This is a genomic window from Frateuria edaphi (assembly GCF_021117405.1).
Lineage (GTDB): Bacteria > Pseudomonadota > Gammaproteobacteria > Xanthomonadales > Rhodanobacteraceae > Frateuria_A > Frateuria_A edaphi.
This window is the reverse complement of sequence record NZ_CP088251.1, coordinates 2521569-2547449: the sequence shown is the minus strand read 5'-3', so window position 1 is coordinate 2547449 and position 25881 is coordinate 2521569. Positions and strand designations below refer to the sequence as shown.

The following is a 25881-nucleotide window of genomic DNA, read 5'->3' as shown; positions in this document are numbered from 1 at the left end:
TTGGGTAAGCTCCAGTCCGCCATGGTTCCTGCGCAAGCCCGCCCTACGGTTCGCGCGCCAGCAATGCCCCCAACGCAGGGCTGTCACGCAACACCGCAAACGGCACCACCGGCGCCGGCGGCTCGGCCGGCGGTTGCAGGGTCTTCTGCCACACGCCCACGTCCCACCAGCGGCCAAGCTTGTAGCCGCTCTGCCGCCACACGCCGGCGGGCGTGAAACCCATCGCCTCGTGCAGCCGCACGCTGGGCTCGCCCGGCAAGGTGATTACGCCGACTGCCTGGTTGATACCCTGCAGGCACATCGCCCCGAGCAGCGCGCCGTACAGGCGCCGCGCGAGCCCCGAACGCTGCGCATCCTCGCGCACGTAGATCGAGGTCTCGGCGATCCAGTCGTAGGCGGCGCGATCGCGAAAGCGGCTGGCGTAGGCGTAGGCCAATACCGCGCCTTCGCTTTCCCATACCAGCCAGGGGTAATGCGCCAGTCGCGTTGCGATGCGCTCGCGCATCGCCGGTACGCCGGGCGGCACGGTTTCGAAGGTGGCGACGCCGTGGGTGACCGATGGGGCGTAAATCGCATGGATCGCCACGGCATCGTCGGGATGGGCGATGCGGATCATGGCGTCAAAGATCGCGCAGGTAATAGCGGTCGCAGCCGTGGTGCCCGGTGCCGCCCATCGCCTGGCAGATCGGCGCGAAACCGCTGCGCCGGTACAGCGCCTGCGCGGCGTCCATACCGGTGAGGGTTTCCAGGTAGCAGCGGCGATGGCCCAGCGCGCGCGCCGCGTCCAGGCAGCGCTGCATCATCGCCGTGCCGGCGCCGATGCCGCGGGCCTGTGGCAGGAAGTACATCTTGCGCAGCTCGCACACGTCCGGTTCGCCGCCGTCCAGCGGCGCCACGCCAGCGCCGCCGATCACCACGCCCTCGCGTTCGACCACGAAATAGGCGCAGCCGGGGCGTGCGTAGGCTTGCGACATGTGGTCGACCTCGGGATCGTGGATGGCGAAGCCCGGACCGTCGGCGCCGAATTCGGGCATCACCGTGCGGATGATCGATGCCACGTCAACATCGTCGCGCGGTTCGATAGGGCGGATCAGGAAGTTGGTGGTCATGATCTTGGATCTGGCGGTCGTCGAACTTGAGGGGTTTCAGGCGGCCGTGCGCGCACGGGTGACACGGCTGGCCGTTTCCTTGTGCAGTTGCGCCGAGAGCCAGGCCCCGGTGGCGATGAGCAGGTCCAGATCGACCCCGGTATGCATGCCCATGCCCTCCAGCATGTAGGCCACGTCCTCGGTCGCGACGTTGCCGGTGGCGCCCTTGGCGTATGGACAGCCGCCGGTACCGGAGACCGCGCTGTCGACCACGCGCACGCCTTCCTCCAGGCAGGCCAGGATGTTCGCCAATGCCTGCCCGTAGGTGTCGTGGAAATGCACGGCCAGCGCCTGCATCGGTACCGCTTGTGCCACTGCGCGCAGCATCGTCCGCGCCTTGGCCGCGGTGCCCACGCCGATGGTGTCGCCCAGCGAAACCTCATAGCAGCCCAGCGCATGCAGCCGCTGCGCCACGCGCACGACGTCGGCGACCGGCACCTCGCCCTGGTAGGGGCAGCCGAGCACGGTGGAGACATAGCCGCGTACGGCCACGCCGTCGGATTTGGCGCGCTCGATCACCGGCATGAATCGCTCGATCGACTCGTCGATCGAAGCGTTGATGTTCTTGCGGTTGAACGCCTCGCTGGCCGCGGTGAACACCGCGATCTCCTGCGCGCCCACTGCCCGCGCGCGCTCGTAGCCTTGCAGGTTCGGCACCAGCACGGGATAGCGCACGCCCGGCACCTTGCGGATGCCGCTGAAGACCTCCGCAGCGTCGGCCAGTTGCGGCACCCACTTGGGACTGACGAAGCTGGTCGCCTCGATGGTGGTCAGGCCGGTGGACGAAAGCCGGTCGATCAGCGCGATCTTCACCTCGGCCGGCAGCAGGGTCTTTTCGTTCTGCAGGCCGTCGCGGGCGCCGACTTCGACGATCCGGACGGTATCGACGGGGGCGGTCATGGCGGCTCCGGGTGCGGGGAAGCGCCCACTTTAGCCGGTCGGCCGCCCGACGAGGACAGATCGCCCGGCAGGCTGGCTTTGCCCCGAACTCCTCCGTATAATCGCCGGTTCGACCCACACGGACGGGTCGTGAACCGATGTCGGCAGGATGGAAAGCGTGGTTCCTCGGACCCACCGCCGAATCAGTCAGAAACCGGGCAACCAAGCCCACTCATGGAGCATTCCCATGCCCAAGATCAAGACCAACCGGGCGGCCGCGAAGCGTTTTCGCAAGACCGCGTCGGGCAAGTTCAAGGCCGGTCACGCCTTCAAGTCGCACATCCTGACCAAGAAGTCGACCAAGCGTAAGCGCAACCTGCGCGCGACCAATCACGTCAAGGCGTGCGACACCAAGGGTGTGGCTCGCATGTTGCCGTACGTCTAAGGGGACAACACCATGGCTCGTGTAAAGCGTGGCGTTACCGCCCGTCGTCGTCACAAGAAGATCATCGGCCGCGCGAAGGGTTACTACAACGCCCGTCGCAAGGTCTTCCGCGTTGCTAACCAGGCCGTCATCAAGGCCGGCCAGTACGCCTACATCGGTCGCAAGCAGCGCAAGCGCCAGTTCCGCGCGCTGTGGATCGTGCGTATCAATGCCGCCGCCCGTCAGTTCGGCCTGTCCTACAGCCGCCTGATCAATGGCCTGTCCAAGGCCGGCATCACGATCGACCGCAAGGTGCTGGCGGACATCGCCGTGCACGACATCAAGGCGTTTGGCGCCATCGCGGAAAAGGCGAAGGCCAGCCTGGCCGCTTGATCGTCGTCACCGACGGTATGCTGTAAATCAAGCGGGGAGAAGGCCAACGCCTTCTCCCCGTTTTTATTTAATGATGTCGCTTTTCGCGTTCGCTTCCTCTCCCCATTTTTGATCAATGACGGGGGAGAGGATTGAGGTGAGGGGCCGAGGCTTGCCTTGGGCATTATCGAAGCCCGCTTCGAACCCGACTCCAACGCAAGAGCGACCCCTCACCCCGACCCCCTCCCCGGAGGGAGAGGGAGCCGGAAGCCAAAGCGGAAAACGCACCGATGGATGATCTGGAAAGCCGCGCAACCCAGGCCTTGGCCGACATAGCCGCCGCCGCCTCGCTCGACGCGCTCGAAGCCCTGCGCGTGGGCCTGCTCGGCAAGAGCGGCATCGTCACCGCCGCCCTGAAGTCGCTGGGCGCGCTCGCCCCGGACGAGCGCAAGGCCCGGGGCGCCGAGGTCAACCGCGTCAAGGACCGCCTGGCCGATGCGCTGTCGATGCGCAAGCAGGCGCTGGAACAGGCTGAACTCGACCGCCGCCTGGCTTCGGAGAAACTCGACATCACCCTTCCGGGTCGCGACGGCGAGCGTGGCGGCATCCACCCGATCACCCGCGCGCTCGAGCGCATCGCTGCCATCTTCGCGCGCCTCGGTTACCAGCGCGCCGAAGGTCCCGAGATCGAGGACGACTGGCACAACTTCGAGGCATTGAATTTTCCGCCGCACCACCCGGCGCGCGCCATGCACGATACCTTCTACTTCGGCGACGGGCGCCTGCTGCGCACGCACACTTCGCCGGTGCAGATCCGCTCGATGCAGGGTCGCCAGCCGCCGATCCGCATCATCGCGCCAGGCAAGGTCTACCGCAGCGATTCGGACCAGACCCACTCGCCGATGTTCCACCAGATCGAGGGGCTGCTGGTCGACGAGACTTCGAGCTTCGCCGACCTCAAGGGCACGCTGGCCGAGTTCGTGCGCGCGTTCTTCGAGCGCGATTTCGAGATGCGCTTCCGCCCCAGCTATTTCCCCTTCACCGAGCCGTCGGCCGAGGTGGACATCCGCTGGGAGACCGAAGACGGCCAGAGCCGCTGGCTGGAGGTGCTCGGTTGCGGCATGGTCCATCCGAACGTGCTGAAGAACTGCGGCATCGACCCGGAGCGCTACACGGGCTTCGCCTTCGGCCTCGGCGTCGAGCGCTTCGCCATGCTTCGCTATGGCGTCGCGGACCTGCGCGCGTTCTTCGAGAACGACCTGCGCTTCCTCAAGCAGTTCGCGTAAGCCGGCAAGGAACCTAGTACCCATGAAATTCTCCGAGAACTGGCTGCGCGAGCTGGTCGAGATCCAGGCCGACCGCGCCGAGCTGGCCCATGCGCTGACCATGGCCGGGCTGGAAGTGGAAGAGCTGACCGTGCTGGGCGAGGGCCTGGACGGCGTGGTGGTGGGTGAGATCATCGCCGCCGAGAAGCACCCGGAAGCGGACCGCCTGCAGGTATGCAAGGTCGCGGTCGGGCAGGGCGAGCCGCTGCAGATCGTCTGCGGCGCACCCAACGCCCGGGTGGGGCTCAAGGCTCCGCTGGCGATGCTTGGCGCCGTGCTCCCGGGTGGCATCACGATCAAGGCGGCCAAGCTGCGCGGCGTGGAATCGTCCGGCATGCTTTGCTCGGCGAAAGAATTGGGCATCGACACCGACGCTTCCGGCCTGATGGAGCTGCCAGCCAATGCGCCGGTCGGCCAGCCCCTCGCCCGGTTCCTTGGCCTGCCCGACGCCAGCATCGAACTCAAGCTCACCCCGAACCGCCCCGATTGCCTGGGGCTGGTCGGCCTGGCCCACGACGTGGCCGCGCTGTTCGGCAGCCGCGTGCTGGTGCCGGTGCAGGATCCGGCGCCGGTCGCCTCCGATGCGCGCCGCGGCATCCGTCTGGACGCGGGCAGCGACGCACCGCGCTACCTTGGCCGTGTCATCGAAGGCATCGACGCGTCGGCACGCTCGCCGCTGTGGCTCGCCGAGCGCCTGCGCCGTGCCGGCCTGCGTCCGATCAGTGCGGTGGTCGACGTCACCAACTACGTGATGCTGGAACTGGGCCAACCGCTGCACGCCTTCGACAATGACACGCTGGACGGCGACATCGTCGTGCGGCATGCGCGCGCGGGAGAAACGCTGAAGCTGCTCGACGGCAGTGACGCGAAGCTCGACGAGGGTTTCGTTTTGATTGCGGACGAACGCAAGGCGCTAGCCGTCGCCGGCGTCATGGGTGGCCACCACTCGCGCGTGACCGATGCGACCCGCAACATTTTCCTGGAGTCGGCGCATTTCGCCCCGTCGGCGATCATGGGCCGCGCGCGCAAGCTCGGCCTGCACACCGATGCCTCGCACCGCTTCGAGCGCGGCGTCGATCCGGAGTTGCCGAACCGCGCGCTGGAGCGCGCCACCGAACTGCTGCTCTCGATCGCCGGCGGCAAAGCCGGTCCCGTGCTGGTTGCGGAGAACCCGGCCGACCTGCCGAAGCCCGCCACGGTCGCCTTGCGGCGCGCACGCCTGGCCCGCGTGCTGGGCGTTGCCGTGCCCGACGAGGAGGTCACGCGCATCTTCACCGCGCTGGGCATGACCGTGCAGGTCACGGCTGATGGCTGGCAGATCACCGCGCCGACCAGTCGCTTCGACATCGAACGCGAGGAGGACCTGATCGAGGAGGTCGCGCGCGTCCACGGCTATGACCGCATTCCCACCCATACGCCCGCCGGCGCGCTGTCGCTCGCGCCCGAGCCCGAGGCGCGCATCGGCGAACTCCCGCTGCGCGAACAGCTCGCCGCGCGCGGCTATTACGAGGCAGTGAACCTGTCTTTCGTCAGCACCGAACTGCTCGCGCGCTGGGGCCATGCCGAAAGCCTCGTGCCGCTGGCCAACCCGCTGTCGGCCGACCTGGCCGTCATGCGCCCGTCACTGCTGCCTGGCCTTGTCGAGGCGCTGCGCCACAACCGCGCCCGTCAGCAGGAACGCGTGCGACTGTTCGAGGTCGCGCGCGTCTTCGCCGCCGGCGATCCGCCCGTGGAAACCCCTAGCCTGGCGATCGCCGCCTGCGGCGCCGCGCGCGCCGAACAGTGGGCCGAGCCGGGTCGTCCGTACGACTTCTTCGATCTCAAGGGCGAGTTGGACGCCCTGCTGGCCTGGGGTGGCGAGCCGGGGCGGTGGTCGCTGCATGCCGACGGGCTGCCGTCCTGGTTGCACCCGGGCCGCAGCGCCCGCGTCGCTCGGGACGGTGAGACTGTCGGTCACCTCGGCGCGCTGCATCCCCAATTGGCCAAGGCGCTCGACCTGGGGCCGGATGTGCACGTCCTGGAAATCGCCCTGGCGCCACTGCTGGACCGCCGCCTGCCCAAGGCCCGGCCGGTCCCGCGGTTTCCCTCGGTACGCCGGGATATCGCCGTGGAGGTGCCTGAAGAGGTGCGCTGGTCACAGATCGAGCAAACCGTCCGGGGCACGCTTGGCAGCGTGCTCAAGGAGCTCAAGCTGTTCGACCGTTACAGCGGCAAGGGCGTCGATATAGGCCGAAAGAGTCTCGCTATGGGCTTGATTTTGCAGGACGCTTCACGCACGCTTACCGACGACGACGCGGACCGCTGCGTGCGCGATGCGGTGGCTGCGTTGGAGTCGACATGCAAGGCAAAGTTGCGAGGCTGAGATGGCGCTGACCAAGGCGGAAATGGCCGAGCGCCTGTTCCTCGAGGTGGGCCTCAACAAGCGTGAGGCTAAGGAATTCGTGGATGCCTACTTCGAGGTCGTCCGCGAAGCGTTGGAAAGGGGCGAGCAGGTGAAGCTGTCGGGTTTCGGCAACTTCGACCTGCGTCAGAAGAACCAGCGACCGGGTCGCAACCCCAAGACGGGCGAGGAGATTCCGATTTCCGCCCGTCGCGTGGTGACGTTCCGTCCGGGGCAGAAACTCAAGGTGCGAGTGGAGAGCTATGCTGGACCAAGGGAATAACACCGAACTGCCCGCCATCCCGGCCAAGCGCTACTTCACCATCGGTGAGGTCAGCGAGCTTTGCGGGGTGAAGCCGCACGTGCTGCGGTACTGGGAGCAGGAATTTCCCGCGCTCAACCCGGTCAAGCGCCGTGGCAACCGTCGCTACTATCAGCGCCACGACGTGCTGATGATCCGGCAGATCCGTGGCCTGCTGTACGACGAGGGCTTCACCATCACCGGCGCCCGCGCGCGGCTGGAAGGCCCGCAGGCGCGCATGGAATCGAGCATGTCCCACCAGATCGTGCGCCAGGTGCGCATGGAACTGGAAGAAATCCTGACCCTGCTGCGTCGCTGAAACACGCGGGCATCTGTTATAGTTCGCCGCCTGTTTCATCGCGAACGCGGCGAACACACGAGTCACGTCGGGGCGTAGCGCAGCCTGGTAGCGCATCTGCCTGGGGGGCAGAGGGTCGTCGGTTCGAATCCGGCCGCCCCGACCAATTCGGTAACTGAAAACGGCGCCTTAGGCGCCGTTTTTGTTTTCGGGGCGCGGAGGTGCTCGCGCTGACCCAGATGCGCAGCGGCGAAGTCGCAGCGCCGTCTCTCAAGCTCCGCATTCGAATCTTCTTCCTTCCTGGGCAAGGGTGCTACAGGCGGGTGAGGGCACGGCTCGAAGAAGCGCTCACGAGGACAAAACGTCGTCGAGCCACGAGGCGACGGAGGTTTGCCTGGCTCAATAGAGCACGCGCGTCTTCAGCGTCCCCGGAATCGCCGCCATCCGCTCCTTCAACGCCTGCGCCTGGGCAACGTCGGCCGAAACGTCGATGACCACGTAGCCCACTTCACCATCGGTCTGCAGGAACTGCGCGTCGATGTTGATGTTGCCGGCGGTGAACAGCTCGTTGATGCGCGAAAGCGTGCCGGGCACGTTGCGGTGGATGTGCAGCAGGCGGCGGCTGCGCGGATGTTCGGGCAACGACACTTCGGGGAAGTTCACCGCCGAAAGCGTCGAGCCGTTGTCGCTGTAGCGCACCAGTTTGCTCGCCACCTCGATGCCGATGTTGTCCTGCGCTTCGAGCGTGCTGCCGCCGATGTGCGGGGTGAGGATCACGTTGTCCATCCCCACCAGCGGGGACACGAACGCGTCGTCGTTGCCCTTGGGTTCGGACGGAAAGACGTCCACCGCGGCACCGGCCAGGTGTCCCCTGAACAATGCCGCGGCCAGCGCGTCGATGTCCACCACGCTGCCGCGCGAGGCATTGACCAGGAGCGAGCCCTGCCGCATGCGCGCGAGTTGTTCGGCACCGATCATCAACCGCGTCGCTGGCGTGTCGGGCACGTGCAGCGTGACCACGTCGGCCGCCTCGAGCAGGTCGTCCAGGCTCGCCGCGGCGCGCGCGTTGCCGAGCGCCAGCTTGGCCTCGATGTCGTGGAATACCACACGCATGCCCATGCTCTCGGCCAGTACGCCGACCTGCGTGCCGATGTGGCCATAACCGACGATGCCCAGCACCTTGCCGCGCGCCTCGTAGCTGCCGGTCGCGGATTTCGACCAGCCGCCGCGATGGCATTGCATGTTCTTCTGGGGAATCCCGCGCAACAGCATGATCGCCTCGGCCACCACCAGCTCGGCCACGCTGCGGGTATTGGAGTAGGGCGCGTTGAACACCGGCACGCCCAGCCGGCGCGCGGCGCCCAGGTCCACCTGGTTGGTGCCGATGCAGAAGCAACCGACCGCGATCAGGCGCCGCGCGTGTTCGAGCAGCGCGGGCGTGAGTTGGGTGCGCGAGCGGATGCCCACGATATGCGCCTCGGCCAGGCGCGCCTTGAGCTCGACCTCCGGCAATGCCCTGGGGTGGACCTCGACCTGGGTATAACCGGCGAGGCGGAAGCTCTCCTCCGCGCTGCGGCTGACGCCTTCGAGCAGTAGCACGTGGATGTCCTGCCTGGGAAACGAGGTCTTCATCGGCGCAAATCCATGACGGGGCGTCGGGCTACTATGCCAGAGCTCCCGTGTTTTTGCGGCACTGCAGCACTGGACCGCGCCGGTCCCGCTCTGGCAGGCTGGCGGCTTCCCCCGGAGCCCCCATGACCGACCCCCGCCTCACCGAACTGACCGCCCGCGCGCCCTCATTGCGCCTGCTGACCGAACTTGCCGACCTGATCCACTACGGGCGCGACTGGACGCGCCGCTGGGGTCCTGCGCCGCTGGCCGTGGCCTTGCCTGGCTCGATCGAGGAGGTCCAGGCCATCGTGCGCTGGGCCAACGAGCGACAGGTCGCGCTAGTGCCCTCGGGTGGCCGCACCGGCCTGTCCGGCGGTGCCGTGGCGGCACGTGGGGAACTGGTGCTGAGCCTGGAGCGGATGAACCGCGTCCTCGGTTTCAGCGACACCGACCGCCTGCTCGAGGTCGAGGCCGGGATCACCCTGCAGGCGGTACATGAGGCGGCGCGCTCGCACGGCTTGCTCTACCCGGTGGACTTCGGCGCCCGCGGCTCCTGCACGATCGGTGGCAACATCGCCACCAACGCCGGCGGCATCCGCGTGATCCGTTACGGCACCACGCGCGAGTGGATCGGCGGCCTGACCGTGGTCGCCGGCAACGGCGAGCTGCTGGAGCTCAACCGTGGCCTGGTCAAGAACTCCAGCGGCTACGACCTGCGCCAGCTGATGATCGGGTCCGAAGGCACGCTGGGCGTGGTGGTCGGTGCGCAGCTCAAGCTCACCGATCCGCCGCCGCCGGCGCAGACCATGCTGCTGGCGCTGCCGCACATGGATGCGCTGATGAAGGTTTTCGCGCTGTTCCGCGCGCAGCTGAAGCTGCAGGCATTCGAGTTCTTCACCGATGTGGCGCTCCGGCACGTGCTGGCGCATGGCGCGCAGCGCGCGATCGACGCCGACCAGCCGTATTACGTGGTGACCGAGTACGACGCGCTCGACGACGGCGACGAGCAGGCGGCCCTGCTGGCGTTCGAGGACGGCGTGCGCGAGGGCTGGATCAGCGATGGCGTGATCGCGCAGAGCGAATCGCAGGCGGCCACGCTGTGGCGGCTGCGCGAGGGAATCACCGAAAGCCTGGCGCCGCGCAAGCCCTACAAGAACGACATCGCGCTGCGCATCGGCGCGATGCCCGCGTTCCTGCACGAGATGCAGGCGCTGCTGGCGCGCGAATATCCGCAGATGGAGGTCGTGTGGTTCGGCCACATCGGCGACGGCAACCTGCACATCAACGTGTTGCCGCCCGAGGACATGCAGCAGGCCGAGTTCATCGCCCATTGCGAACGCGTCACCCGCCTGCTCGCCGATACGCTGCAGCGCCACGGCGGCAGCATCTCGGCCGAGCACGGCATCGGGCTGGTCAAGAAACCGTATCTGGAAAGCACGCGCAGCGAGGCGGAGATTGCCCTGATGCGCGGGGTACGCACGGTATTCGACCCTAACGGCATCCTCAACCCGGGCAAGCTGTTCGATTGATCCGGTTACGCGACCCGCGGGAACCCGCGCGCAGGCTCCTGCAAGGCCGGCGCGGGTGCTAGCCTTGAGGGCTTCCCATCCCACGGAGAACCAGGCATGACCGAGGAACGCCGCGCGCTGTATCCGGAGATCGAACCCTACGACAGCGGCATGCTGCCGGTGTCCGGACTGCACACGATCTACTACGAGCAGAGCGGCAATCCGAACGGCAAGCCCGTGGTCTTCCTGCACGGCGGACCAGGCGCCGGGGCCAGCCCGCGCTGCCGGCGCTTCTTCGACCCGGCGGCCTACCGCATCATCCTGTTCGACCAGCGCGGCTGCGGACGCTCCACGCCGCACGCCGAGCTCACCGACAACACCACCTGGGACCTGGTCGCCGACATCGAGCGGCTGCGCGAGCACCTCGGGATCGCGCGCTGGCAGGTATTCGGCGGTTCCTGGGGCTCCACGCTGGCGCTGGCCTACGCGCAGACCCACCCGGACAAGGTGACCGAGCTGGTCCTGCGCGGCATCTTCATGCTGCGTCGATGGGAGCTGGAGTGGTTCTACCAGAAGGGTTGCGATGCGCTCTATCCGGATGCCTGGGAGCCCTACCTGGCGGCCATTCCCGAGGCCGAACGCGGCGACCTGATGAGCGCCTACCACCGGCGCCTCACCAGCCCGGATGCGGCGACGCGGCTGGAGGCCGCGCGCGCCTGGTCGACCTGGGAAGCCGGCACCAGTTTCCTGTTCCAGGACCCGGGCTACATCGCCAGCAGCGGCGAGGATGAGTTCGCGCTCGCGTTCGCGCGGATCGAGTGCCACTACTTCGTCAACGGCGGCTTCTTCGAACACGACGACCAGCTGCTGCGCAACGTCGACCGCATCCGGCGGATACCGACGGTGATCGTGCAGGGCCGCTACGACGTGGTGTGCCCGCTTCGCAGCGCGTGGGACCTGCACCGCGCCTGGCCGGAGGCGGACCTGCGCATCGTGCAGGACGCGGGGCACTCGGCGTTCGAGGCGGGAATCACGCACGAGCTGGTCGAGGCGACCGACCGCTTCAAAAGCTAGCGCCTGAGGCGCCTGAGCTTGCATCGACGCCCACGATGCGACGTAGGGTGCGCTTCAGCCGGCCGGCAACCTCGCCGGCCAGCTGAGGTGGGCTCAAGCCCTGCGAAACGCGCCTTTCAACCCGGCAACTGCTTGGTGCCGAAGATCTTGTCCCCCGCATCGCCCAGGCCGGGAAGGATGTAGCCCTTCTCGTTGAGCCGCCGGTCGATCGAGGCGGTGTAGATCTCCACGTCCGGATGAGTGGCCGTGATGCGCTGCAGGCCTTCGGGCGCGGCGACCAGGAACAACCCCTTGATCCGCCGGCAGCCGGCCGCCTTGAGCATGTCCACCGTCGCCACCAGGGTGCCGGCGGTGGCGAGCATGGGATCGACGATCAGCGCGGTGCGCTCTTGCATGCTGCCGCTGAGTTTCTCGTAGTAGGCCACCGGCGCCAGCGTGGCTTCGTCGCGCTGCACGCCGACCACGCTGACCTTGGCCGAGGGAATCAGGTCCAGCACGCCCGGCAGCATGCCAAGACCGGCGCGCAGGATCGGCACGATGGTGATCTTCTTGCCCTTGATGCGCTCGACCGTCACCGGACCGGCCCAGCCCTCGATCGTCTCATCGAGCGTGTCCAGGTCCTTGGTCGCTTCGTAGGTGAGCAGGGCGGCCACTTCGGAAGCCAGTTCGCGGAATTCCTTGGTGCTGATGCCGGCGCGGCGCATCAGGCCCAGCTTGTGGCGGATCAGCGGATGGCGGACTTCGGTGACAGGCATGGTGGTTCCTTCTTGCATCGCGGTCGCGCCCGGGGCGCTCCTGCAGGAGTGTGTTCGCCAGGCATGAAAAAGGGCGCGCCGTTGCCGACGCGCCCTTCGATCAACCTGCCGGTCAGGCCGCCTCGGCGGTCTGCTTGCGCGGGCCTTTCAGCAGCGCCTGGCGCACGTGGTCGACCACCAGGTCCACTTCGGCGCTGGTCACGTTGAAGTGCGGGGTGAAGCGCAGCGAATTGGCGCCGCCGTGGATCACGCCCACGCCGTGCTCGCGCATGTACTCCTCGGTGGAATTGCTGCCGTAGCACTTGAACTGCGGCGCGAGTTCGCAGGAGAACAGCAGGCCGGTGCCCTGGACCTTGGTGATCAGTCCACCCAGTTCGTCCTTGAGCTTCTCCAGCTTGGCCACGAATTCCTCGCCGCGCGCCTTGATGTTGCCGCGCACCTCGTCGGTGAGCAGTTCCATCGTGGCCAGCGCCACGTCCAGCGCACGCGGGTTGGTGGTCATGGTGTTGCCATAGATGCCCTTGCGGTACAGGCCGGCGGTGCGGTCGCTCACCGCCAGGACCGACAGCGGGTACTGGCCGGCGTTGAGCGCCTTGGAGAAGGTCTCCATGTCCGGCGCCGGCAGGTTCTCGAAGCCGGGGTAGTCGATGATCGACAGCACGCCGTGCGCGCGCAGGCCGGCCTGGATCGAGTCGACCAGCAGCAGCGTACCGTGCGCCTCGGTCAGTTCGCGCGCGGCCTTGTAGAACTCCGGCGTCACCGCGCGCCCCGGGTCGCCTTCGCCCATCACCGGCTCCAGGAACATCGCCTCGATGAACCAGCCGTGCTTGTCGGCGTCGGCGAAGGCCGCTTCCAGCTGCGCCACGTCGTAGGGCGCCACGGTGATCAGCGTGTCCTCGTGGCGGTAGCTCGCCAGATGCTGCTGGTAGGTCTTGCGCGAGGAATCGGAGTACAGCGCCGGCTTGTCGGTGCGGCCGTGGAACGCGCCGCGCACGGACAGGCGCTTGATCGTGCGGTTGGCGTAGCGGCTGCCGGCGTCGGTCATCAGCTTGGCGTTGACGTCGGCGATGCGGCAGGCGAGGCCCACCGCTTCGGAACCGGAGTTCAGGCACAGGTAGTGCTTGTACGGATTGGCGCCGCGGCTTCGGCCCAGTTCCTTGTCCATCGCGCGGGTGAAGCGCAGCTGCGAGACGCTGGGCGACATCACGTTGGCCATCACCTGCGGGCGGGACAACGCCTCCAGGATGGACGGCTGGTTGTGGCCGAAGCCGAGCATGCCGTAGCCGCCGTTGTCGTGCAGCACGGCGCCCTTGAGCGTCACGATCCACGGACCGCGCGCGGCGGCCGGCAGGTACGGGTTGATCGCGTCGTCGGGATAGAAATTGACGTAGCCGGCCTGGGCCTTGGCGAGCTGCTCGGATTCGTCCAGCTTCAGGAAGTCGCCGAACTCGCCGCGCAGCTCGCGGTGACGGGCCAGGGCCTCGTCGATCGCCTGCACCAGCTCGGGCGCCTTGGCCGCCATGCGCTCGATGTTGGCGTCGTCCAGGCCAACGGTACGCGGCTTGCCGCCGAAATCGCGCATCTCGCGCAGCTGATCGATCACACCCATGGCAGTCCTCCTCGTGGCCGGCCGGCGCCCGATGGCGCCGCTGGCGGTGATTGCGGGCACGCGCGACCTGAAGGCGCATGCGGTTGTGCGGACCCGCCTTTTCGCGTCGAAAAGCGCGCCAGACGGGCCGGGGATAAACCCAAGGATACCGTGCGCCCGGCTCCGCCGTAACCCCGCATGACGGCTGTCACCAGCGCGGGCTGACGTCGACCAGTGTCCGCAAGGCCTTGCCGCGCCTAACGTTTGCGTCCATACCAAGGAGGCTGCCCATGGACATGTCCGCAATCCCGGTCGCGCGTTTGCGCGGTGCGGTCAAGCGCTACGGCGCGCTCGCCGCCGTCGATGGCCTGGATCTCTCGCTGCACCGGGGCGAGCTGCTCGCCCTGCTCGGGCCCAACGGCGCCGGCAAGTCTTCCGCCATCGGTCTGCTGCTGGGTCTGCACCGCGCCGACGCGGGCGAGGTCGAGCTGTTCGGGCTGGACCCGCAGCGCATCGAGGCGCGCCGGCGGATCGGCGTGATGCTGCAGAGCGCCACGCTGCCCCAGACCCTGCACGTGCGCGAACTGCTGCGCCTGACCGCCAGCTACTACCCCAACCCCCGCGTGCTGCAGGAATCGGCCGAGCTGGCCGCGGTGGAGGACCTGCTCGACCGTCCCTACGGCAAGCTCTCCGGCGGCCAGCAGCGTCGCGTGCAGTTCGCGCTGGCGTTGTGCGGACGGCCGCGGTTGCTGTTCCTGGACGAGCCCACCGTCGGCATGGATATCGAAGCGCGCCAGGCGCTTTGGGCGGCGATCCGGCGGCTGGTCGGCGAAGGGTGCTCGGTGCTGCTGACCACGCACTACCTGGAAGAGGCCGAGGCGCTGGCCGACCGCGTGTGCGTGATGGCGCGCGGTCGCGCCATCCACGAGGGCACGGTGGACGAGCTGCGCGCCCGCGTCGGCGTCAGGCGCATCCGCTGCATCAGCACCCTGTTGCCCGAAACGGTCGCCGCATGGCCCGAGGTGGCCGAGGTGCGCGTCGAAGGCGGTCGCCTGCAGCTGACCACCGCCGAGGCCGAAGTGGTGGTCCTGCGCCTGCTGCAGAACGACGCCTGGCTGCGCGAGCTGGAAGTGCAGCGTGCCGGCCTGGCCGAAGCCTTCACCGAACTGACCCGCGATCCCGAAGCATCGCCCACCGACCAGCGCGAGGCGGCCTGACATGGACACCCTTTCCTTCGATCCGTCCGTCGACAACGACGCGATGCCACCCGGCCGCGTGCTCGGCGCCTACCTGGCCGAGGCGCGCAGCGAATGCCTGCGCTACCTGCGTGCACCCAGCTTCATGCTGCCGATCACGCTGTTCCCGGGCATGTTCTACCTGGTGTTCGGCGTGCTGATGGCCAAGGGCGGGGGCACCGACACGGCGCGCTACCTGCTGGCCAGCTATGCCACCTTCGGCGTGATGAGCCCGGGCCTGTTCGGCTTCGGCGTATCGCTCGCGATCGAGCGCGACGGCGGGCTGCTCACGCTCAAGCGCGCGCTGCCGATGCCGCCGGGCGCCTACCTGATGGGCAAGATGCTGATGGCGATGGGCGCGGCGGCGTTCGTGGTGCTGCTCCTGTTGGGGCTGTCGCAGATCGCGCACGTGTCCCTGTCGCTGGCGCAGGCCGCGGCGCTGCTGTTCACCGGCGTGCTCGGCGTGCTGCCGTTCTGTGCGCTGGGCATGTTCATCGGTACGCTGGTCAAGGGGCAGGGAGGGCCGGGCGTGCTCAACCTCGTCTACCTGCCGATGTCGTTCCTGTCGGGCCTGTGGTTCCCGCTGCCGATGCTGCCCAGGGTTCTGCAGCAGATCGCGCCGCTGTGGCCCAGCTACCACCTGGACCGCCTCGCGCTCGCCGCGGTGGGCATGCGCCAGGACGCCTTGGCGGCGCACGTACTCGTGCTGCTTGGTTTCACCGTGGCGTTCCTGCTGCTCGCTGCCCGGCGGCTGCGTCGGCACGGTTGAAGTAGCATGGCCGCGATCGTGTCGTGGGGACCCGGCTGGATGAACCGTCTTGTTACCTGGTTTGCGCCCGAGCCGGGCTCGCGCATCAGCGAGATCATCCAGCAGGGCAAGTCGCCGCGGATGGAGTCCGTCCACTTGTTGTGGTCGGCATGGATCTTCGTTACGCCCCTGTTCGACCGCGGATATACCTGGCGCTGGGCGATCCTGACCGCGCTGACCTATCCGCTGTTCGTGGCACTTTTCGCCAAGTCGATGCTGGTTTCCCGCAACGTTGCCTCGCGCTACGGCGCGGCCCTGGCGGTGTTCGGCATCGCGCTGGTGCCGTTCTATTCGGGCAGCGTGAGCTACTTCATTTACGGCTGCGTCTCCTGCAGCGTGAACAGCCGGCGCCTGGCGCCCTTCCTGCTGCGCCTGCTCGCGCTGAACGCGCTGTTCCTGCTGGTCGCATGGAAGGTCGGCTATCCGTGGCAGGCGCTGGTCGCCTTCCCGCTGATGACGTTCATCATCGGGATGGTCACGCACGTGGAGCGGATCGGGCATGAGCGGGACGCGGCCCTCAAGCTTTCCCATGACGAGGTTCGCCGCCTCGCGGCAACCGCCGAGCGCGAGCGCATCGGTCGGGACCTGCACGATTTGCTCGGCCATACGCTTTCGCTGATCACGCTCAAGCTGGAACTCTCGCGCAAGCTGTTCGATCGCGATACCGAGGCGGCCCGGCGCGAGGTGATCGAGGCGGAGAACGTCGCCCGTCACGCGCTGGCGCAGGTGCGCGCGGCGGTCACCGGGATCCGCGCCACCGACCTGGCTGCCGAACTGGCCTCCGCGCGCCTGCTGCTGGAATCCTCCGGCGCGCACCTGGACTACGGCCAGCCGCCGTGCCTGCCCGCCGAAACCGAACGTGGCCTGTCGCTGGTGCTGCGCGAAGCGGCCACCAACATCGCCCGGCATGCGGCCGCGACGTGCGCCAGCGTGGCGTTCGAATGCATCGACGGCGGCCTGTGCCTGACCATCTCGGACAACGGCCGCGGCGGCGTGCTGGAGGAAGGCAACGGCCTGACCGGCATGCGCGAGCGCGTGCGCGCGCTGGGCGGCCGCCTGCAGATCCATTCGCAGCAGGGGCAGGGCACCCGCCTGCGGATCGTGGTGCCGCTTCCGGCGTCGGCGATGCAGGTCGCAGCGGCGCCGGCCTTGCCGGCCGACGGGCTGACGCTCACGGCGGAAGCGCGCCCGTGATGCAGGTGCAGTGGTTCACGCCGCGGCCGGATTCGCTGTTGGGCCAGCTCCGCTCGCCGCTGTACATGCGCTGGCAGGCCGGCCTTTCGCTGTTCGCGCTGGTGGCGCTGTTCCAGGGACCGGCCTCGCTTCATCGCGCCCCCGGATCATGGCTGGCGCCCACGTTGCTGGCCGTGCCGGTGTTCGTGTACCTGTACTCGCGGGTCTACGTGGGCCCGCGCCGGCGCGTGGACTGGTACGTGGCCGGCATGGTCGCCACCGCACTGGCGCTGTGGGCGTGCAACCCGTTCGGATTCATCCTGCTGATCCTTGCCGGCGTCGTTTCGTCCTTCTCGCTTTCGTGGCGGCGCTGGCTGGTGAGCGTGGCGGTGATGGGCGCGCTCGCGCTGGCCAAGGCGTGGACCTTCGGCGATCCGCTGAGCGTGGCGTTGTGGGTCGTAATGTCCGGCCTGTTCGGCGGCTTCAGCAACGTTGCCTACATGCACAGCGCCCGCAAGGACGCCGAACTGCGCCTGTCGCAGACCGAGGTGCGGCGCCTGGCGACGCTGGCCGAGCGCGAGCGTATCGGCCGCGACCTGCACGATCTGCTCGGCCACACGCTGTCGCTGGTGGCGCTTAAGTCGGAACTGGCCCGGCGACTGGCGCTGGACGAGCCGGCGCGTGCGCAGCGCGAAATGGCCGAGGTCGAGCGCGTCGCGCGCCATGCGCTCGCGGAAGTGCGCGCGGCGGTGACCGGCATGCGCCGCAGCGACCTGGCGTCCGAACTCACTTCGGCGCGGCTCATGCTGGAAGCCTCTGGCGTGGCCTTCGAGGGCGGGTTGCCGGACGGCCTGGCGCTGCCCGATGCCATCGAGGCACCGGTCGCGCTGGTCCTGCGCGAAGCCGTCACCAACATCCATCGCCACGCGGGCGCCACCCAGGCCAGCGTCAGCGTTTCCTTCGAGGACGACATGCTCCAGATGCGTATCTGCGACAACGGACGCGGCGGTTTGGCCGCCCATGGCAACGGCGTGAGTGGCATGCGCGAGCGGGTGCGCGCGCTGGGCGGGACGCTGGCGATCGACTCGCCGCCGCGGCGCGGCACGGCGCTGTCCATCCGCGTGCCAGGTGCGGTGTCGGCGAGCGTAGCCGCGGAACGCGATGCCACCGCAACGGCCGCGGTTCCGGCCTCAGGGAGCGCCGCATGATCCGGGTGCTGCTGGCCGAAGACCAGGCGATGGTACGTGGCGCGCTGTCGGCGCTGCTCAACCTGGAAAGCGACATCGAGGTACTCGGCTCGTCCGCCGACGGCGAGGCCGCCTGGCGCGACCTGCAGCGGCTCAAGCCCGACGTGCTGGTCACCGACATCGAGATGCCCGGCCTGACCGGACTGGAGCTGGCCCAGCGCATCCAGCGGCAGGAGCTGCCGATGAAGGTGATCATCGTGACCACCTTCGCCCGTCCCGGCTTCCTGCGACGCGCGCTGGACGCGGGCGTATCCGGCTACCTGCTCAAGGACGCGCCGGCCGAGAACCTGGCCGAGGCGCTGCGCACGGTGCATCGCGGCGGGCGCGCCATCGATCCGCAGCTGGCACTGGAAGCCTGGACCGAAGCCGACCCCCTCAATGATCGCGAGCGGCAGGTGCTGCGGCTGGCGGGCGAAGGCCTTTCGGCCGGCGACATCGCCACAAGGCTCAACCTTTCGCACGGCACGGTGCGCAACTACCTGTCCGAGGCGATCGGCAAGCTCGGCGCCGGCAACCGCATCGAGGCGTTTCGCCTCGCGCGGCAAAAGGGATGGTTGTAGGCCGGCGTTCCACCCAACCGACCCGGTAGGGCGGCGGGCTTGCGCCCACCTGCCGACGATGGGCTCAAGCCCACCCTACGCGGTCCAGGCGGGCGCGCGCTTGTCGAGGAAGGCGCCGAGGCCTTCCTGGCCCTCGGCCGAAACGCGCAGACGCGCGATCAGTTCCGCATTTTCCGCATCGATGCGGCCAGCGTCCTGTTCGTTGATGCCGCCCATGCGCAACGCCAGTTGCTTGGCCTCCCGTTGCGCCTGCGGGCCGGCCTTGGCCAGTAGCTTCAGCGCGAGGTCGACCGCCTCGTCCAACGCATCGGCCGCCACCACCTGGTGCAGCAGCCCGATGCGGCTGGCCTCGGCCGCGTCGATGATTTCGCCGGTGAGAAACAACCGCCGCGCCTGGCGCACGCCGATGGCGGCGACCACGTAGGGCGAGATCACCGCGGGCACCAGCCCGAGCTTCACTTCGGTCAGGCCGAATCTGGCGCCCTCGGCGCCGATGGCGATGTCGCAGGCGGCGATCAGTCCCACGCCGCCGCCGTAGGCTGCGCCATTGACGCGCGCAACGGTCGGCTTGGGCAGGAACTGCAGCGTGCGCACCAGTGCGGCGAGGCGCAACGAATCCTCGCGGTTCTCCTGCTCGCTCGCCGTCGCCATGCCGCGCATCCAGTTGAGATCGGCGCCGGCGGAGAAGCTGGCTCCGGTGCCAGTCAGAACCACGGCGCGCACCGCCTCGGCGCGGCCGGCCTCCACCAGCGCGGAGGTCAGCTCGGCGATCAGGCCGTCATCGAAGGCGTTGTGCACGTCCGGGCGGTTGAGGGCGATCTGGCGGACGGCGGCGCGGTCGGTGACGAGGATGGCGGACATGCGCGAGGTTCCCTGCTTGAAAGTGGGAATTGTACGGGCGTGGCGCGTGGTCCCGTTCGGGTGCCGGACTCAGCGCGGGCACAGGCTTTTGCCTTATAATGCGAACCATTCTTGTTTGAGTTGCCATCCGTGCGCCTCTCCGACTTGCCCAAAGGTTCGCCCGCCGTGGTGGACCGCGTGGACGATGCCCACGCCGGCGATCCCATCGCGCAGCGCCTGCGCGACCTCGGTTTCGTCGACGGCGAGCCGGTGCGCGTGGTCGCCCGCGGCCCGCTCGGCGCCGACCCCCTGCTGATCCAGATCGGCTCCACCCGCTTCGCGCTTCGGCGCAGCGAGGCATCGCGCATTTTCGTCAGGGCGGAGGCGGCATGAGCGCACAAGGTCTGCGCATCGCGCTGGTGGGCAACCCCAATTGCGGCAAGACGGCGCTGTTCAACCAGCTCACCGGTGGGCGCCAGAAGGTGGCCAACTACGCCGGCGTCACTGTCGAGCGCAAGGAAGGCCGCTTCGTCGCGCCGTCCGGTCGCGTGCTGCAATTGCTGGATCTGCCCGGCACCTACAGCTTCGATGCGGCCAGCCCCGACGAACAGATCACCCGCGACGTCTGCGAGGGCCGCTATCCGGGCGAGCCGGCGCCGGACCTGATCGTTTGTGTGGCCGATGCCACCAACCTGCGCCTGCACCTGCGCTTCGTGCTCGAGGTCAAGCGACTGGGGCGGCCGGTGGTGCTGGCGCTCAACATGATGGACACCGCGCGCCGGCGCGGCATCGTGATCGACGTGCCCGAACTGCAGCGCCGGCTCGGCGTGCCGGTGGTGGAAACGATCGCGGTCAGGCGCGGTGGCGCGAAGGCACTGATCGAGCGCGTCGATGGCGAAGTCCCGGTCGCCGCGCCGGTGCAGCCGGACGATCCCGCCAGCCGCCACGACCTGCATGCACAGGTGCGCGCGCTGATGGCTGCCACGGTGATCATGCCGCGTGCCACCGATGCGGTGGACGACGCGATCGACCGCTGGGCACTGCATCCGGTGTTCGGCCTCGGCATCCTGGCAGTGCTGATGTTCCTGATCTTCCAGGCGGTGTTCTCCTGGGCGCAGCCGATCATGGATGCGATCGAAGCGGGCGTGGGCACGCTGGGCACCTGGATGACCGGGGCGTTGCCGCCGCACAGCGCGCTGCATAGCCTGCTCAACGACGGCATCTTCGCGGGCCTGGGCGCCGTGCTGGTGTTCCTGCCGCAGATCCTGATCCTGTTCCTGTTCATCTTGGTGCTGGAGGAATCGGGCTACCTGCCGCGCGCCGCGTTCCTGCTCGACAAGCTGATGTTCAAGGCGGGCCTGACCGGACGCGCGTTCATCCCGCTCCTGTCGAGCTTCGCCTGCGCGATCCCCGGCATCATGGCCACGCGCAGCATCACCGATCCGCGCGACCGCCTGACTACCATCCTGGTCGCGCCGCTGATGACGTGCTCGGCGCGGCTGCCGGTCTACACGTTGCTGATCGCCGCGTTCATACCCCATCGCACCGTGTGGGGCGTGTTCAACCTGCAGGGCGTGGTGCTGTTCACGCTGTACGTGGCCGGCATCGTGAGCGCGCTGGCGGTGGCGTTCGTGATCAAGCGCTTCCGCAAGGACAAGAGCGAGCACGCGCTGCTGATGGAGCTGCCGTCCTACCGCCTCCCCAACGTGCGCGACGTGGCACTGGGCCTGTGGGAGCGCGCCAAGATCTTCTTGAAGCGCGTGGGCGGCATCATCCTGGCGCTGACCGTGATCCTGTGGTTCCTTTCCAGCTTTCCGGGGCCGCCGCCGGGCGCCAGCGGGCCGGCGATCGACTACAGCCTGGCCGGGCGCCTGGGCCATGCGCTGCATTACGTGTTCGCGCCGATCGGTTTCAACTGGCAGATCTGCATCGCGCTGGTACCGGGCCTGGCCGCGCGCGAAGTGGCAGTGTCGGCGCTGGGTACCGTCTACGCGATGTCCGGCAGCGACGACACCATCGCCAACCAGCTCGGGCCGCTGATCTCGCACCAGTGGTCGCTGGCCACGGCGCTCAGCCTGCTGGCCTGGTACGTGTTCGCGCCGCAATGCATGTCGACGCTCGCCGTGATCCGCCGCGAAACCAACTCCTGGAGCAACGTGGCGATCACCGCCGGCTACCTGTTCGGCCTGGCCTACCTGGCTTCGCTGGTCACCTACCAGATCGCGCGGGCGCTCTCGTGAGCACGTTCGCCGTCGTGCAGGCGGTGGTGTTGACGCTGGTGCTGCTGGCCAGCCTGGTCGCGGCCTTCCGCAAGCTGCTGCCGCAGACGGCCAAGCGCGTGCAGGCCGGGGTGTCGGCGGCGCTGGACCGACCTGGCCGTGCCAGGGCCGTGCGGCGCTTCGGTGACTGGCTGCAGCCGGCCGAGGCGAAAAGCGGGGGGTGCGGTAGCGGCGACGGCTGCTCCAGTTGCGGCGGCTGCGCCCCGGTACCCGCGTCGCGGGAGCCTTCCACGCCACTGCACTTCCGCCCCCGCGAGCGCTGAGCAACGCTCCGATCCTTGCGTATCGCGCAGGGTGGGCTTGAGCCCACTGCCCCGTTTCCTCGCAGCGGAGCTGGTGGACTGAAGCCCACCCTCGTGTGACCGCCTGGAGCGCTACATGCGGAACACGCCGTAGCGCTGTGGCTCGATCGGCGCGTTCATCGACGCCGAGATCGCCAGGCCGAGTACGCGGCGGGTGTCGGCCGGGTCGATGATGCCGTCATCCCACAGCCGCGCGCTGGCGTAGTACGGATGTCCCTGGCGTTCGTACTGTTCGCGTATCGGCGCCTTGAAAGCCTCTTCGTCCTCCGCGCTCCAGCTCTTGCCGGCCGCTTCCAGGCCGTCGCGCTTGACCGTGGCGAGGACGCTGGCGGCCTGCTCGCCACCCATCACGGAAATGCGCGCGTTGGGCCACATCCACAGGAAGCGTGCGCCGTAGGCGCGACCGCACATCGCGTAGTTGCCGGCGCCGAAGCTGCCGCCGATCACCACGGTGAACTTGGGCACGTGCGAGCAGGCCACGGCGGTGACCATCTTGGCGCCATCCTTGGCGATGCCGGCCTGCTCGTACTTCTTGCCGACCATGAAGCCGGTGATGTTCTGCAGGAACACCAGCGGCACGTTGCGCTGGTTGCACAGCTCGATGAAGTGCGCGCCCTTGAGCGCGCTTTCGGCGAACAGGATGCCGTTGTTGGCGACGATGCCCACGGGATAGCCGTGGATGTGCGCGAACCCGGTGACCAGTGTCTTGCCGTAGCGCGCCTTGAACTCGTGGAACTGCGAGCCGTCGACGATGCGCGCGATGACCTCGCGGATGTCGAAGGGACGGCGGGTGTCCTGCGGGATGACGCCGTACAGCTCTTCGGCCGCGTACTTCGGTTCGACCGGCGTTTCGAGCGCCAGCGGCATGTGCTTGCGGCGATTGAGGCTCGCCACCACGTCGCGCGCGATGGAAAGCGCGTGCGCGTCGTTTTCCGCGTAGTGGTCGGCGACGCCCGAGACGGAGGTATGGACGTCCGCACCGCCCAGCGTTTCGGCATCGACCACCTCGCCGGTAGCCGCCTTCACCAGCGGCGGGCCGCCCAGGAAGATGGTGCCTTGCTCGCGCACGATGATGGTCTCGTCGCTCATCGCCGGCACGTAGGCGCCGCCGGCGGTACAGCTTCCCATCACCACGGCGATCTGCGGGATGTTGAGCGCGGACATGCGCGCCTGGTTGTAGAAGATGCGGCCGAAGTGTTCCTTGTCAGGAAAAACCTCGTCCTGCAGCGGCAGGAACGCGCCGCCGGAGTCGACCAGGTAGATGCACGGCAACCGGTTTTCCAGAGCCGCTTCCTGCGCGCGCAGGTGCTTCTTCACCGTCATCGGGAAATAGGTGCCGCCCTTGACCGTCGCGTCGTTGGCGACCACCACCACCTCGATGCCGTTGACGCGGCCGATGCCGGTGATGATGCCGGCCGCCGGCGCGGCGTCCTCGTACATGCCGTGCGCGGCCAGCGGCGAGAGTTCGAGAAACGGCGAACCCGGATCGAGCAGGGCGCGGATGCGTTCGCGCGGCAGCAGCTTGCCCCGCGCGGTGTGCTTCTCGCGCGCCTTGGCGCCGCCGCCTTCGGCGTTGCGCGCCAGCTGTGCCTTCAAGTCCTCGACCAGCGCGCGCAGCGCGGCGCTGGAGGCCTGGAAATCGGGCGAACGGATATCGATCTGCGAAGCAATGGTGGTCATCGGGCTGAACTCTGGCTCATTCGTTCGGGACCGCCCGCGGCGGCGTTTCGTCCATGGGCGCGATCGCGATACGAAACCAAGCGCGCCGGCCAAACACCCGATGATAACCGGCCACTGCGGCCCGTGCGGTCAAGGTGTGCGACACGCAAAAAACGCGCATAAAAAAACCGGCCGCAAGCGGCCGGTTTTTTTCGATCAGACGAACCGAAGGATCAGTGACCCTTGTTCTTGTCGTCGGCAGCATCCTTGGCATTGTCGGCGGCGTCCTTGGCAGCGTCGGCAGCCTTGTCAGCCTGGTCCGAAGCGTTGTCGGCGGCGTCCTTGGCCTGCGACATGGCGTCCTTCGACATGTCGTTGTTGGCGGGGGCGGCAGCCGAAGCAGCGGTGGCGGCCTGCTGGGCCTGATCAGCAGCCTGGCCGGCGGCGTTGGCAGCCGTGGTGGCCTGCTGGGCAGCCTGGTCGGCGGCCGGGGAGCCGGTCTGCGCGGCAGCCTGCTGGGCCTGGTCAGCGGACTGCTGAGCCTGGTCGGCGGACTGCTGGGCGTCCTGCGCGGAATCCTGCGCGCCGTTGCTGCAAGCCGCCAGCAGCGCGACGAGCGCGGAGGCGAGTAGGGTACGCGTCAACTTCATGGTGGATCTCCTTTGCCGTGGAATGCCGTTTTGGCCGCGTATTAATAGCGCTTTCGCCGTACACGCGCCATATGTTTTACCAACTGCCCTTCAGTACATATTAAAAAGCCGGTTAACAGGCTTTCATTCGTTCCGTCGACAGAAGGTGACGGGAAGCTTTAATCCAGTCGCTCCACCGCGATCGCCGTCGCTTCGCCACCGCCGATGCACAGGGACGCCACGCCGCGCTTGCCGCCGCGGGTCTTCAGCGCGTTGAGCAGGGTGACTACCAGGCGCGCGCCGCTGGCGCCGATCGGGTGCCCCAGCGCGCAGGCGCCGCCGTTGACGTTGAGCTTCGCGTGCGGCACGCCAAGCTCGCGCATCGGCGCCATGGCGACCACGGCAAAGGCTTCGTTGACTTCGAACAGGTCGACGTCCTCGACCTTCCAGCCGGCCTTGTCCAGCACCTTCTGGATCGCGCCGACCGGAGCGGTGGTGAACCACTCGGGCTCCTGGGAGTTGGTGGCGTGGGCAACGATGCGCGCCAGTGGCTTGATACCGCGGGCCTTGGCGTCGTCGGCCGAGAGCAGCACCACCGCGGCGGCGCCGTCGGAGATGCTGGACGAACTGGCCGCGGTGATGGTGCCGTTTTCCTTGCGGAAGGCGGGTTTCAGGGTCGGGATCTTGTTGATGTCGGAGCGGCCCGGCTGCTCGTCGGCGTCGACCACCACGTCGCCCTTGCGGCCTTTGACCGTCACCGGGACGATCTCGTCGGCGAACGCACCGGAGGCCTGCGCCGCCTGCGAGCGCTTGACCGATTCGATCGCGAAGGCGTCCTGGTCCTCGCGGCTGAATTGGTACTTGTCGGCGCACAGCTCGCCGAAGATGCCCATCGCCTTGTTGTCGTAGGGGTTGGTCAGACCGTCGTAGGCCATGTGGTCGACCAGCTGGCCATCGCCATAGCGGATGCCGGTGCGGGCGGCGACCATGTGCGGGGCATTGGTCATCGACTCCATGCCGCCGGCGACCACCACCGCGGCCGAGCCGGCCTTGATCAGGTCGTGGCCGAGCATGATCGCCTTCATGCCCGAGCCGCACACCTTGTTGATGGTGGTGCAGCCGACGGCGGGCGGCAGGCCGGCGCCGAGCGAGGCCTGGCGGGCCGGCGCCTGGCCGAGGTTGGCGGTCAGCACGCAACCCATGATGACTTCGCTGACCTCGGCAGGCGCCACGCCGGACTGCTCCAGCGCCGCACCGATCGCGGTCGCGCCGAGGGTGGGCGTCGGCACGCCGGTGAACTGGCCGAGGAAGGAGCCGATGGCGGTGCGCTTGGCGCCCGCAATGACGACGTCGGACATGGGGTTTCTCCGCGAGGCTTGGGGGCGCGCGGCCTGCGCGCCGTGGACGATTGCCCATTATCGCAGTCCATGCGGCAGTGCGGCAAACGCGCCGTGGTGCATGCTTCGCGTCGGACGCGTTGTGGGAA

26 protein-coding genes and 1 tRNA gene are annotated in these 25881 nt (G+C 68.2%); 17 read left to right on the top strand and 10 right to left on the bottom strand.

Annotated elements, in window-relative coordinates:
- Positions 1 to 43: 43 nt before the first annotated feature.
- The 3 genes from LQ772_RS11885 to LQ772_RS11875 are packed head-to-tail and all read right to left on the bottom strand — an operon-like array spanning position 44 to position 2048.
- The gene (locus LQ772_RS11885; RefSeq protein WP_231321056.1) at positions 44 to 616 is read right to left on the bottom strand and encodes a GNAT family N-acetyltransferase; all 573 of its coding nucleotides are present in this window, start codon (positions 614 to 616) and stop codon (positions 44 to 46) included.
- A 4-nt stretch (positions 617 to 620) separates the two neighbouring features.
- The gene (locus tag LQ772_RS11880) at positions 621 to 1109 is read right to left on the bottom strand and encodes a GNAT family N-acetyltransferase (RefSeq protein ID WP_231321055.1); all 489 of its coding nucleotides are present in this window, start codon (positions 1107 to 1109) and stop codon (positions 621 to 623) included.
- A gap of 36 nt (positions 1110 to 1145) precedes the next feature.
- On the bottom strand, positions 1146 to 2048 hold the full coding sequence (locus tag LQ772_RS11875; protein WP_231321053.1) for a hydroxymethylglutaryl-CoA lyase: 903 nt from the start codon (positions 2046 to 2048) through the stop codon (positions 1146 to 1148).
- 226 nt (positions 2049 to 2274) lie between these two features.
- Between LQ772_RS11875 and rpmI the strand changes: the two genes are divergently transcribed.
- The 7 genes from rpmI (at position 2275) to LQ772_RS11840 (ending at position 7293) form a co-directional block, all read left to right on the top strand.
- Entirely contained in the window at positions 2275 to 2472 is a 198-nt protein-coding gene (gene rpmI / locus LQ772_RS11870; protein WP_026635107.1) for a 50S ribosomal protein L35, read from the top strand.
- Positions 2473 to 2484: 12 nt separating this feature from the next.
- Positions 2485 to 2844 carry a 50S ribosomal protein L20 gene (rplT, locus tag LQ772_RS11865; protein ID WP_091333679.1) on the top strand — a complete coding sequence of 120 codons (360 nt, stop codon included), beginning with the start codon at positions 2485 to 2487 and terminating at the stop codon, positions 2842 to 2844.
- A 269-nt stretch (positions 2845 to 3113) separates the two neighbouring features.
- Positions 3114 to 4109: a phenylalanine--tRNA ligase subunit alpha gene (gene pheS / locus LQ772_RS11860; protein WP_231321052.1), complete on the top strand. Its 996-nt coding sequence runs from the start codon at positions 3114 to 3116 to the stop codon at positions 4107 to 4109.
- Between the two features lie 22 nt (positions 4110 to 4131).
- Positions 4132 to 6510, top strand: a complete 2379-nt coding sequence (gene pheT, locus LQ772_RS11855) for a phenylalanine--tRNA ligase subunit beta (protein ID WP_231321051.1) — start codon at positions 4132 to 4134, stop codon at positions 6508 to 6510.
- A 1-nt stretch (position 6511) separates the two neighbouring features.
- Positions 6512 to 6811 carry an integration host factor subunit alpha gene (ihfA, locus tag LQ772_RS11850; RefSeq protein WP_091333672.1) on the top strand — a complete coding sequence of 100 codons (300 nt, stop codon included), beginning with the start codon at positions 6512 to 6514 and terminating at the stop codon, positions 6809 to 6811.
- Positions 6792 to 7148: a MerR family transcriptional regulator gene (locus LQ772_RS11845; protein WP_209618439.1), complete on the top strand. Its 357-nt coding sequence runs from the start codon at positions 6792 to 6794 to the stop codon at positions 7146 to 7148. The genes ihfA and LQ772_RS11845 overlap by 20 nt, the downstream gene beginning before the upstream one ends.
- 68 nt (positions 7149 to 7216) lie before the next feature.
- Positions 7217 to 7293, top strand: a tRNA-Pro gene (locus tag LQ772_RS11840).
- Positions 7294 to 7526: 233 nt separating this feature from the next.
- On the opposite strand, the gene serA is transcribed toward LQ772_RS11840, so the two are convergent.
- The gene (serA, locus tag LQ772_RS11835) at positions 7527 to 8759 is read right to left on the bottom strand and encodes a phosphoglycerate dehydrogenase (RefSeq protein WP_231321050.1); all 1233 of its coding nucleotides are present in this window, start codon (positions 8757 to 8759) and stop codon (positions 7527 to 7529) included.
- A 122-nt stretch (positions 8760 to 8881) separates the two neighbouring features.
- On the opposite strand from serA, the gene LQ772_RS11830 reads away from it, so the two are divergent.
- Positions 8882 to 10267, top strand: coding sequence for an FAD-binding oxidoreductase (locus tag LQ772_RS11830; RefSeq protein WP_231321049.1), 1386 nt, complete (start codon positions 8882 to 8884; stop codon positions 10265 to 10267).
- 96 nt (positions 10268 to 10363) lie between these two features.
- Positions 10364 to 11320, top strand: a complete 957-nt coding sequence (pip, locus tag LQ772_RS11825) for a prolyl aminopeptidase (RefSeq protein WP_231321048.1) — start codon at positions 10364 to 10366, stop codon at positions 11318 to 11320.
- Positions 11321 to 11436: 116 nt separating this feature from the next.
- Here pip and upp read toward each other — a convergent pair whose 3' ends face one another.
- Positions 11437 to 12075 (bottom strand): uracil phosphoribosyltransferase, encoded by a 639-nt coding sequence (upp, locus tag LQ772_RS11820; protein ID WP_231321047.1) that lies wholly within the window; start codon positions 12073 to 12075, stop codon positions 11437 to 11439.
- 112 nt (positions 12076 to 12187) lie between these two features.
- Complete coding sequence (locus LQ772_RS11815; RefSeq protein WP_231321046.1) at positions 12188 to 13684, bottom strand: aminotransferase class III-fold pyridoxal phosphate-dependent enzyme; 1497 nt, start codon at positions 13682 to 13684, stop codon at positions 12188 to 12190.
- A gap of 269 nt (positions 13685 to 13953) precedes the next feature.
- On the opposite strand from LQ772_RS11815, the gene LQ772_RS11810 reads away from it, so the two are divergent.
- From LQ772_RS11810 to LQ772_RS11790, 5 genes are read left to right on the top strand one after another with little or no spacing between them, the layout of a single operon-like run.
- Entirely contained in the window at positions 13954 to 14880 is a 927-nt protein-coding gene (locus LQ772_RS11810) for an ABC transporter ATP-binding protein (protein WP_231321045.1), read from the top strand.
- Between the two features lies 1 nt (position 14881).
- Positions 14882 to 15667: an ABC transporter permease gene (locus LQ772_RS11805; RefSeq protein WP_231321044.1), complete on the top strand. Its 786-nt coding sequence runs from the start codon at positions 14882 to 14884 to the stop codon at positions 15665 to 15667.
- 39 nt (positions 15668 to 15706) lie between these two features.
- Positions 15707 to 16900 (top strand): sensor histidine kinase, encoded by a 1194-nt coding sequence (locus LQ772_RS11800; protein ID WP_231321042.1) that lies wholly within the window; start codon positions 15707 to 15709, stop codon positions 16898 to 16900.
- Positions 16900 to 18087, top strand: a complete 1188-nt coding sequence (locus tag LQ772_RS11795; protein WP_231326028.1) for a sensor histidine kinase — start codon at positions 16900 to 16902, stop codon at positions 18085 to 18087. Before LQ772_RS11800 ends, LQ772_RS11795 begins: the two co-directional genes overlap by 1 nt.
- On the top strand, positions 18084 to 18686 hold the full coding sequence (locus LQ772_RS11790) for a response regulator transcription factor (protein WP_231321041.1): 603 nt from the start codon (positions 18084 to 18086) through the stop codon (positions 18684 to 18686). The genes LQ772_RS11795 and LQ772_RS11790 overlap by 4 nt, the downstream gene beginning before the upstream one ends.
- A gap of 75 nt (positions 18687 to 18761) precedes the next feature.
- Here LQ772_RS11790 and LQ772_RS11785 read toward each other — a convergent pair whose 3' ends face one another.
- Entirely contained in the window at positions 18762 to 19547 is a 786-nt protein-coding gene (locus LQ772_RS11785) for an enoyl-CoA hydratase-related protein (RefSeq protein WP_231321039.1), read from the bottom strand.
- Positions 19548 to 19676: 129 nt separating this feature from the next.
- On the opposite strand from LQ772_RS11785, the gene LQ772_RS11780 reads away from it, so the two are divergent.
- Genes LQ772_RS11780 through LQ772_RS11770 form a run of 3 tightly spaced genes read left to right on the top strand, consistent with a single transcriptional unit; the run spans position 19677 to position 22068 of the window.
- A complete protein-coding gene (locus tag LQ772_RS11780) occupies positions 19677 to 19919 on the top strand; it encodes a FeoA family protein (protein WP_231321038.1) in 243 nt (80 codons plus the stop codon).
- Positions 19916 to 21766 (top strand): ferrous iron transport protein B, encoded by a 1851-nt coding sequence (feoB, locus tag LQ772_RS11775; protein ID WP_231321036.1) that lies wholly within the window; start codon positions 19916 to 19918, stop codon positions 21764 to 21766. Before LQ772_RS11780 ends, feoB begins: the two co-directional genes overlap by 4 nt.
- The gene (locus LQ772_RS11770; RefSeq protein ID WP_231321034.1) at positions 21763 to 22068 is read left to right on the top strand and encodes a DUF6587 family protein; all 306 of its coding nucleotides are present in this window, start codon (positions 21763 to 21765) and stop codon (positions 22066 to 22068) included. Before feoB ends, LQ772_RS11770 begins: the two co-directional genes overlap by 4 nt.
- A 111-nt stretch (positions 22069 to 22179) precedes the next feature.
- On the opposite strand, the gene LQ772_RS11765 is transcribed toward LQ772_RS11770, so the two are convergent.
- The 3 genes from LQ772_RS11765 to LQ772_RS11755 form a co-directional block, all read right to left on the bottom strand.
- Positions 22180 to 23787: a carboxyl transferase domain-containing protein gene (locus tag LQ772_RS11765; RefSeq protein WP_231321032.1), complete on the bottom strand. Its 1608-nt coding sequence runs from the start codon at positions 23785 to 23787 to the stop codon at positions 22180 to 22182.
- A gap of 212 nt (positions 23788 to 23999) precedes the next feature.
- Positions 24000 to 24416 (bottom strand): hypothetical protein, encoded by a 417-nt coding sequence (locus LQ772_RS11760; protein WP_231321030.1) that lies wholly within the window; start codon positions 24414 to 24416, stop codon positions 24000 to 24002.
- Positions 24417 to 24574: 158 nt separating this feature from the next.
- Positions 24575 to 25753 carry a thiolase family protein gene (locus LQ772_RS11755; RefSeq protein ID WP_231321029.1) on the bottom strand — a complete coding sequence of 393 codons (1179 nt, stop codon included), beginning with the start codon at positions 25751 to 25753 and terminating at the stop codon, positions 24575 to 24577.
- Between the last annotated feature and the right edge of the window lie 128 nt (positions 25754 to 25881).